9 protein-coding genes, 1 tRNA gene and 1 pseudogene are annotated in these 9,191 nt (G+C 58.2%); 3 read left to right on the forward strand and 8 right to left on the reverse strand.

Features of this window, described 5'->3' with window-relative positions:
• Positions 1-189 precede the first annotated feature (189 nt).
• From Q0C28_RS07940 to rplK, 4 genes are all read right to left on the reverse strand, one after another.
• A complete protein-coding gene (locus Q0C28_RS07940; RefSeq protein WP_293574574.1) occupies positions 190-1,329 on the reverse strand; it encodes a glycosyltransferase 61 family protein in 1,140 nt (379 codons plus the stop codon).
• A gap of 52 nt (positions 1,330-1,381) precedes the next feature.
• Positions 1,382-2,308 (reverse strand): glycosyltransferase family 2 protein, encoded by a 927-nt coding sequence (locus tag Q0C28_RS07945; protein WP_293574576.1) that lies wholly within the window; start codon positions 2,306-2,308, stop codon positions 1,382-1,384.
• 160 nt (positions 2,309-2,468) lie between these two features.
• On the reverse strand, positions 2,469-3,167 hold the full coding sequence (gene rplA, locus Q0C28_RS07950; protein ID WP_293574578.1) for a 50S ribosomal protein L1: 699 nt from the start codon (positions 3,165-3,167) through the stop codon (positions 2,469-2,471).
• 1 nt (position 3,168) lies between these two features.
• Positions 3,169-3,594, reverse strand: a complete 426-nt coding sequence (gene rplK / locus Q0C28_RS07955) for a 50S ribosomal protein L11 (RefSeq protein WP_008558913.1) — start codon at positions 3,592-3,594, stop codon at positions 3,169-3,171.
• A 313-nt stretch (positions 3,595-3,907) separates the two neighbouring features.
• Here rplK and Q0C28_RS07960 point away from each other — a divergent pair, with 313 nt between their 5' ends.
• Positions 3,908-4,180: a DUF6525 family protein gene (locus Q0C28_RS07960; protein WP_293574605.1), complete on the forward strand. Its 273-nt coding sequence runs from the start codon at positions 3,908-3,910 to the stop codon at positions 4,178-4,180.
• Between the two features lie 105 nt (positions 4,181-4,285).
• On the opposite strand, the gene nusG is transcribed toward Q0C28_RS07960, so the two are convergent.
• Together nusG and secE are read right to left on the reverse strand one after the other, a co-directional pair.
• Entirely contained in the window at positions 4,286-4,819 is a 534-nt protein-coding gene (nusG, locus tag Q0C28_RS07965; RefSeq protein WP_293574607.1) for a transcription termination/antitermination protein NusG, read from the reverse strand.
• Positions 4,820-5,146: 327 nt separating this feature from the next.
• A complete protein-coding gene (secE, locus tag Q0C28_RS07970) occupies positions 5,147-5,344 on the reverse strand; it encodes a preprotein translocase subunit SecE (protein ID WP_293574609.1) in 198 nt (65 codons plus the stop codon).
• A 266-nt stretch (positions 5,345-5,610) separates the two neighbouring features.
• Here secE and Q0C28_RS07975 point away from each other — a divergent pair, with 266 nt between their 5' ends.
• A complete protein-coding gene (locus Q0C28_RS07975) occupies positions 5,611-7,803 on the forward strand; it encodes a tetratricopeptide repeat protein (protein ID WP_293574611.1) in 2,193 nt (730 codons plus the stop codon).
• A gap of 142 nt (positions 7,804-7,945) precedes the next feature.
• Here Q0C28_RS07975 and Q0C28_RS07980 read toward each other — a convergent pair.
• Positions 7,946-8,021, reverse strand: a tRNA-Trp gene (locus tag Q0C28_RS07980).
• Positions 8,022-8,207: 186 nt separating this feature from the next.
• On the opposite strand from Q0C28_RS07980, the gene Q0C28_RS07985 reads away from it, so the two are divergent.
• The gene (locus Q0C28_RS07985; protein ID WP_293574613.1) at positions 8,208-8,900 is read left to right on the forward strand and encodes a DUF374 domain-containing protein; all 693 of its coding nucleotides are present in this window, start codon (positions 8,208-8,210) and stop codon (positions 8,898-8,900) included.
• A 116-nt stretch (positions 8,901-9,016) separates the two neighbouring features.
• On the opposite strand, the pseudogene tuf reads toward Q0C28_RS07985, so the two are convergent.
• Positions 9,017-9,191: pseudogene (gene tuf / locus Q0C28_RS07990) on the reverse strand (elongation factor Tu); the annotation flags it as partial.

The following is a 9,191-nucleotide window of genomic DNA, read 5'->3' on the forward strand; positions in this document are numbered from 1 at the left end:
CCGCTTCGACGCGTGCGAACGCAGCAGCCCAAATCTCCAGTCGCCTACGGCTCGTTCCGATTTGGGCTGCTGCGGTACTAACTGAAGCGGACAATTGGCATGTTACCTACACCGGACAATTCAGAATGTTCTCGACAGCGCAAAATAGCTGCCGTCAGCTGCGCACTGCCTATACGGTCCCGAACTGTCCTACAGCCGTTCGGTATCGAACACTGCGCCCAACCGGCTGGCATAGGCCGCAAGCAAGCGCTGCCGACGCCGGTGGCGCATTGCAGGCCACGGCGTGCCGGACACAAACCCCTGCTCTGCAAGCTCATGCCACACGGCGGGCAAGTCCAACTCCGCATAACAGGACCAGTTGATATGAGGCTGATTGCGGTTGCGGTGAAAATGCGTGATCTGATCCACCACCAGCGGCATGCGCCCCATACAGGCCGCGAGATTTGGCACGAGGTCCACACCGCCAACCTTTCGGCGCAGGACCATTGCGACACGCTGGTGTTCTTTGGCCAGGAACCCGACGAGATGCAGTGCGGAATTATCCGTTGAGATAATCCTATCGGCTCCAAGATAGGCATCGATTTGCGCCTGCAATCCGATCCGTTCGGGGCGGATCTCTGCATAGCCCTGCTCGGCAAGTTTGCGCACCAACCGATCCTCATCAAACAGGCCACCCCGTCGCAGCCCAAAACCCTGGCGCGAAATATACAGCTTTCGGTGCGCACCAGGGTTACTGCCCCTACGAAGCCGGTCCCTGATGAAAGCGCGAAACTCCGGCGTGCCCGCAGACAACTCCCCTAGTCCAAATCCCTGGCGCGGCACAATCAGGCGTTCGACTTGCACGGGGTGATTGATAATCTCAACGGGTACGTCACCACATCCGCAGCGCGCCAACAGGTCTTGCTGGAAACCCTGTCTGGCGTGCTGAGGAAGAGGCTTGTTGCGAGACCAGGCATAAAGGATGCCATCAATTTTCTCGCCAATATGGTCAAGCACCCACAGCCGCGCCAAGGATTCAACCAGGAAGTGGCCAAAATGTGTGTAATATGGCCCAGCATAGAGCCAGGTTCCCGGCAGACGCGAGCAGATCGGCCAATCCTTTGGGGCAAGCATCTTTGGGACGTATCGGCGGCCCAACATTTGGGTCGCAGCATCCACAATCGGTGTGCCAACCGCATCCACGGCATTGAACCAGGGGGCTTCGGGAGAGGACCAGAGCAAAGCGCCGTTGGCAACGCTAACCCCGGGCACCAGCGACGCCGCGACCTGAGCAGATTCACGTTCTGCCACAGGCGCCCGCATGACCGTCTGTGTGTCCCATTCAAACATTTGCACCACTCCACAAAACCATTTCACACGCGGCCATTTGCCGAGGCAACCGCTAGCCCACCACTCCTGGCAGATGCCGGGCAACCAACTCATCCAGATCAAGCGAGACTTCCAGCAACGCGCCAGCTGCGCGCATGCGATCCAGCCGGTCGTCAGTGGCGCCATGCAACCGGGCGAACATATCGCGCAGCGGTTCGTCGGCGGCACCTGCTGCCAGCAACGCCTCAATCCGTTCCGTCAATGAGGTCGTAAATCCACGCGACGCGCATCGCCAGGCCAGCTTGCTGCGCCAGATGTCATAGTCCTCGCCGATCAGATGCAGCAGAAATGCACCCGACGCGGCACCGAAGACCACCTCTCTTGCGTCGCCCTCCCGCCCCCAGCGCGGCCAGTGCTGACGCAAGCGCAACCCAGGCTCACCACAACGGACAATGGATTTGCCCTGAGAATGGCCAACCAATCCTTCACGGCGCGGCCCAAAGAGAATCGCATCATCGCCATAGATCTGTTTGCGCTGTTGATAGGCCATCGGCAGGCGAAATGCGTGGGTCGCCTCGCCATCAACAGTATTCAGCCGCTCGGCGGTCTGGATCCGGGCCGAAATCGCATCCGCGGGCACCTGGCGGAGCAAATCCTGGATCGTACCTTGTTTGAAAAACAACAGCTCATCCGCATCCACGTTCAGGAACCAGCCGTCAGAATATACCTGATAGATGTGGGTCATGGCAGCATTCTGCCGTTTCACGAAAGCCGCATCAGGAGCGATGCCCGCCTGATCCCAGAATTCATCAGTGCAAGGGATCAAACGGAGCTGTGGATGATGCTGCAAGGCCTCAATCGCGGGATCAGCCGGATTGTCGAAACACACGACAACTTCCTCGGCGCCCAATTCGAGATACCAGGCGCAAAAGCGCAGGACCTCTGACATTGGTTCATTCATGATCGCGCCGACCCGCCAGGTCTCTGTGGTCGCTGCCATCGGATCTCCCCTCCAACACGGATCAAGAGCCCGCCACAACAGCGGGGCTGCTCACCCTTGCCTACCCATATCCCTGTCTACTCGCCGAAATGGCACAAAAAAAGGCGACACCGAGGTGCCGCCTGTCTTTTATCTGTATTGGTGTCCTTAAAGGCTCCGATTACTCGGAAACAGCGCCTTCGACATCAACAGTCACGCCTGGGCCCATTGTGGAGGACAGAGCGATTTTCTTGAGGTATGCACCTTTGGCACCCGACGGCTTCGCCTTGGCAACAGCCGAGATGAACGCCTTGACGTTCTCGACCAGCTTGGCTTCGTCGAAGGACGCTTTGCCAACGCCTGCGTGCACAACGCCACCTTTTTCAGCTTTGAACTGAACTTCGCCGCCTTTTGCCGCTTCAACGGCCGCTTTCACGTCCATGGTCACGGTGCCGACTTTTGGGTTCGGCATCAGGTTGCGGGGGCCGAGCACTTTGCCCAGACGGCCAACAACTGGCATCATGTCAGGGGTCGCGATGCAGCGATCAAAATCAATGGTGCCGCCCTGGATGGTTTCCATCAGGTCTTCGGCGCCAACGATGTCTGCACCGGCTGCTTTGGCTTCGTCTGCTTTCGGGCCACGAGCAAATACAGCAACGCGCATGTCTTTGCCGGTGCCGTTTGGCAGGCCAACAACGCCACGAACCATCTGGTCGGCGTGACGTGTGTCAACACCCAGGTTCATTGCGATTTCGACGGTTTCGTCAAACTTCGAGGTTGCGTTGGCTTTAACCAGGGCAACAGCATCTTCCACGGACAGGTTTTCTTTGCCTGCGAAAGCTTCGCGCGCTGCGCGGGTACGTTTACCGAGCTTTGCCATCTTACTTCACCTCGATGCCCATGGAGCGGGCAGAGCCCAGGATGATCTGCATTGCCGCGTCGATATCGTTCGCGTTCAGATCTTTCATTTTTGCTTCGGCGATTTCTTTCACCTGAGCAACGGTCACGGTGCCAACGGTTTCACGGCTCGGGTTGTTCGCGCCGGATTTCACTTTGGCCGCTTTTTTCAGGTAGTAAGACGCAGGCGGCGTCTTGATGTCCATGGTGAAGGACTTGTCCTGATAGTAGCTGATCACGGTTGGGCACGGTGCACCGGGCTCCATTTCCTGCGTCTTGGCGTTGAACGCCTTGCAGAATTCCATGATGTTGATGCCGCGCTGACCCAGAGCCGGACCGACCGGCGGGGATGGGTTTGCTTTACCAGCGGGCACTTGCAGCTTCATTGTGCCAACAAGCTTCTTAGCCATTTGGTGTTCCTTTCAACGAAGGTGAGACGCGTCTCACCCAGGGGATGTTGCGTGGTCGGATGCCGGGATCGCGATCCCTTGATCTCCCACGAGAGAATCTCGCCCGAAGACGATTGAAGCGGCGTTTACAGGGGAACGCAGGGGTTGGCAAGCCTTGTACCCAATGGGATCCCTCGCCCCTTGCTCTCTTGTCCCATCGGGGTCCGCGATCACGTGACATTATGGATCCAGCATTGCAATGTTATCATATTACATATACATCACACACCGCTAATCAAACCACGCACGACAATCGAATCTGAGAGGCAGAGAGATGGCGGGAAATTTGGGGCACACCAGCCTGAAACGCAAACGACGCAGTGGCGACCCCATGCGCGACTATGATCGCCTACCACCCGACTTGCGCCAATGGGTGTCCACTGCTGCTCTGCCTTGGAGCGTTACATCCGTTGCCCGCACATTCAAAAAAGCCTTGTCTTCAAGCGGAGATCGCAGGCTTGCGCTTCAGGAGTTGGACCGAATCGAACAAAAGCTCAGAGCCAAAGATGCCCGCAAGATCTGGGGCGCTGCGCATCCAGACGCGTGATCAGCTGCCAACAGCAATGCCACCAGCATTACAAAGCAATCGACCAACAAAAAACGCCGCGGTGCAGATGCAACGCGGCGTTCACTATACATATGTCGGGCGAGATCACGCCTGCTTGGTAACCTGCGTAAAGTCCAGCTCCACCGGCGTTTCGCGGCCGAAGATCGACACGGTAACCTTGAGCTTCTGGTTGTCGTCATCAACGCCTTCGACCATACCGTCGAAGTCCTCAAACGGACCGTCGTTGACCTTGACCTTTTCCCCGACCTCGAAGGAGACCAGCGTGCGAGGCGCCTCTTCACCTTCCTGAACGCGACCGAGGATCCCCTGGACCTCCGCGTCGCGCATCGGCATCGGGCGGCCCTGCGGGCCAAGGAAGCCGGTGACGCGGTTGATGGAGTTGATCAGGTGATAGCCACGGTCTGACATTTCCATATGAACAAGGACATAGCCCGGCATGAAGCGACGCTCTGTGGTCACCTTCTTACCGCGGCGAATCTCGATGACTTCCTCAGTTGGAACCAGGACTTCGTCGATTTCATCTTCCAGCCCATTTTCGGCAACAGAGGCCCGGATCTGCTCTGCGATTTTCTTTTCGAAGTTCGAAAGAACGCTGACCGAATACCACCGTTTCGCCATGAACCTGATCGTCCTTGTATCTCTTGGGCCGGATGTCTGCGGCCGCTGCTGAAAATCAAATGCAGCATCGTGCTGCGCCTAACGCAAAGTGGCGCGCGACACGATTCGCCACACGCCTGCGCCAGAGTTAAAGCTGACCTACCGCCCCTGTGGACCAAGATCAAGAGGAGAGCAGAGTTTTGCGGATGCCCAACAGATGGCTAGAGGAAAGCGACGCCAACCAGCAGGGCGTTAGGTAGATGGGGTGTTGGACAGCTGCATCGTCACGCCAATGAGCGAGGACAGATGCCACGGCTCAGGCCGTCCCAGCTGCCTAGCAAACAGTACTTAGCCCGCCATGCCCAAAATGCCGTCGAGACCAAAGCGGATCAGGATATCGACGATCGCGAAGAACACGGCCGTCAGCGCAGCCATCACGAAGACCATGACCGTGGTCAGCAAAACCTCACGGCGGGTTGGCCAAACAACTTTGGAAACTTCAGCGCGAACCTGCTGGATGAACTGAACGGGGTTGGTGGTGGCCATAGGCGAGGGTCTCTCTGCTAACAATTGCAGGCCGATTTAACCGTAGACCATGGCAATTTCAAGACCCGCACGCGTCAACGCGCCTCCATAGGCCGTAAGAGTGTAGGCCCCAACGACGTTGTGCCGCCCCCTGCGGAGCCGGCGGAAAGACAACTGCGATCAATTCTATCTTAATTTTCGACGTCCATAACAAGGCTCACAAGGAGGACGCCATCCCAGCGCACCGGCGTCCGCCTTTATTGAGCGCAACAATGAGATAGGATGCCATGCCCCTCGCACAGAACAATCAATCCGCTTCTGCCGCCCCATCTGTTGATCGCTCTCCGACCTCACAAAGCGGCGCTGTGCACGCAGAACCGTCGCTTTCCATGAAACTCTCGGGCCAGATGCCCGGGCGCAGTCGGCCGCTCGGGCCCAAAACCGCGGCCCCTCTGGACGCAGAAGTGCAGGAACAGCTGACAGCGCTATTTCAGCACGGCCAGTTTCAGCAAGCTGCAGCCCGCTGCGTCGAACTGCTGAATGCGGAGCGCAAGAATGCCTTTCTCTGGGAGCTGCTGGGCCGCTGCCATCTGGCACAAAACGCCCTGGACGAAGCCGCAACTTGCCTGAACAAAGCCTGCGAACTGAAACCAACCTCGGCCATGACCTTTGCCGCGATGGGCGAGGTTTATAAACGCCAGAATCGGCCACAGGATGCCATCGCGCTGTACCGCAAAGCCCTGAGCCTTGATGAAACCTGCCTGCCTGCGTTGAACAACCTGGGCAACAGCCTGTTGGAACAGGGCCAGATTGCCGAGGCAGACCAGTGCTTTGCGCAGGCCATCGAACAGGCCCCCGACAATGCGCAACTGCTGTACAATCGGGCAAACATTCAGCGTCAGCTCGGCAATGATGACGTGGCGATCTCTCTGTTCAATCAGGCCGCACGATTCGCGCCCAACTTTCAGGAAGCCCGCTACAACCTGGCGCAAATGCTGGCAAACAGTGGCAAACCGAAAGAGGCAATTTATCACCTGGAACAGATCCTTCTCGCCCGCCCGGCGGAGGATCGCGCCCGTGCTCTGAAACTGCGATTGATGGCCGAAATCGCGGATTGGTCCTGGGTTGGTGAATATGCCGAGCACCGTCGCACTCTTGGCCTGCGCGGCACCGCATGTTCGCCGCGGGCCCTGATCATGCTGGAAGACAACCCGGATCTGCTTCGCATCCGGATGCAGGCCCATGCATCAACAGTCGCCGCAGAGGACGCAACCGCGCTGGTGGACCTGTCGCTGCCAAGACCGGCACAAATCCGGATCGGGTATTTCATCACCTCCGGCACGGACAGCGCCGCCAACGACCAGCTCGCACGACTGCTGGCCAATCACGACCAAAGCCGCTTTGCGATCTACACCTATTTTGCTGGGCCTGCTGCAAAGAACACTACCGCGATACAGCACCACGATCTGCGCCATCAGCAACCCCACGCCATCCGCGAGCAGGTTCTGGCCGATCAACTGGACATCGCCATCAACATCACCTCAGCAGAACAAGACCCAAACAGCGCTCTGTTTGCCCATCGTCTGGCCCCGATTCAGATTGCGATGCCCGGTTTCCCAAGCACTTTGGGCAATCTGAGCCATGATTATCTTCTGGCGGACACCACAAATTGCCCCGCCGGTAGCGAGCGGCACTTCGAAGAGCACCTGATCCGGATGCCGGATGCCTATACCTGCGGCGAAACAACAGATCGGATGTCCGGTCAGCAACACAGTCGGCGCAAATGTGGGCTGCCTGATGATGCATTTGTCTTTTGTGCGTTGGCAAAACCAGATGCGATCACCCCGGCAGAATTCGATCTCTGGATGCCACTGCTGCAGCAGATCGAAGACAGCGTTCTCTGGATGCCCAACTGCGGCCCCGACGCTCAGGAAAATTTGCGAAGCGAAGCAGTGGCCCGCGGTGTTGCCGCAGACAGGCTGATCTTTGCCACGGCAGAGAATGAGGGCGATCCGATGACGATGCTGGATCTCGCCGATCTCGCCCTCGACAGCCTGACCGTAAATGCCGCAAACAGCACGCTTACCGCACTGAGCGCTGGCCTGCCGGTACTGACCTTGCCAGGCCGTCAAATGGCCGCTCGGACCAGCGCAAGCCTGTTGGAGGCTGCAGGCCTGGACACATTGGTTGCGAAATCCGCCAGCGACTATCGGGACCTGGCAAAATCAATGGCGCAGGACAGAGACCAATTGATGTCCCTGCGAGGCAAATTGCGCATGTCACATAGCAAAGCGCCGATCTTTGACAGCGCGAAATACACCACGGATTTGGAACGTGCCTACGACATGCTGCATGCACATCACGCCCAAAACCTACCCGCACAGCACCTGACGGTTCCGTCTGAGGACCATGGGTTTATCCCCGGTGCGGTTATGTCCGATGCAGTCACACCTGCTGCGCACCCCGTGCAAGTCGCCTGAGATAACATGAACCAGAGAGACCTGCACCTCGCTGAGTTCGGGGTGTGGGTATGCAAAGAAAACTGCCGCGACGGCACAGCGATTGCGACAGACAAAAACGATGGAAGACTGTCACTGTAAACAGCTGAGATGTCTTGGAAACTGGCAGGGGCAGCAGGGTTCGAACCCGCGACCTACGGTTTTGGAGACCGTCGCTCTACCAACTGAGCTATACCCCTACGATGTGCCTGTTCCTAAGCCACCACTCGACCACTGGCAAGAGGGAAATCACACGGATTGATGTGTTTTCGCGATCCCGCGCCTGGTGAAATGCGAGCGGATCCGACCACCAGATCAGCCCTATGGCCGTTGTGGCGCAGTTTCGCTATGACACGGGCAAGGATCTTCGCAGGAAAGGTGGGATTGTGAGCCTTCGCAAGAAAATTGCAGACAGTCCTCGGGTGAACCGTGCCGTCGAAACACTCCTGGCGTCATATGTGCGGTTTGCCTATCGCACCTCTCGTTGGGAACGCAGTGGTTTTGCAGAGATGGACGCCTGTGTGGCGCGCGGCGAACCTGTCATTTTTGTCCTGTGGCACCAGCGACTGATCATGGCACCTTACCTCTTTGACACATCGCTGGGCCGCATATGTGCGCTGACCTCCGCCGCAAGAGCCGGGCGCCTGGCGGGCCAAATTCTGGTGCGCCTTGGGTTTGAAACGATTCCGATGTCCAGCCACAAACGCCATGTCGCCTTGTCGCGCGAAGTGTTGCGCCGCACCAAGGAGGGGTGCTCGATCGGCATCGCCGCAGATGGCCCAAGAGGGCCTGCGCGTGTCTCCTCCGGCGTGCCAATCACCTGGGCACGCATGACCGGATGTCGCGTTTTCACTGTGGCTTTTGCTGAAAAACACGTCTTACGGCTGCCGACCTGGGACAAGCAAATGCTGCCCCTGCCGTTTTCGCGTGGGGTGCTGATGTGCCAGGAATGGACCGCCGAGGTGCCGAAAAAGCCAAGCGATGAGGATTTTGAGGCCCTGCGCCAGAGTATCGAAACCTCGCTGGATGAGATCACGGACACAGCCGACCGCGCCGTCGGAACCCCTCTGCGCACATAGAGCAAAGCCAAAGGGCCGCTTGCTGAGCCAGTTTCTGTACCTCTGACGCCCACACATTGAAAAAAGGGCCGCTCGAATGAGCGGCCCTTTCTCGTCTGATCATTCGCTAGAGCGAATTATTCAGTGATCTTCGAGACAACGCCCGCGCCGACGGTGCGGCCGCCTTCGCGGATCGCGAAGCGCAGGCCCTGCTCCATCGCGATCGGTGCGATCAGCTCAACGTCGAACTTCAGGTTGTCGCCCGGCATAACCATCTCGGTGCCCTCAGGCAGGGTCACGGTTCCGGTCACG

The sequence above is a fragment of the Phaeobacter sp. genome, assembly GCF_022825805.1.
Classification (GTDB): domain Bacteria; phylum Pseudomonadota; class Alphaproteobacteria; order Rhodobacterales; family Rhodobacteraceae; genus Phaeobacter.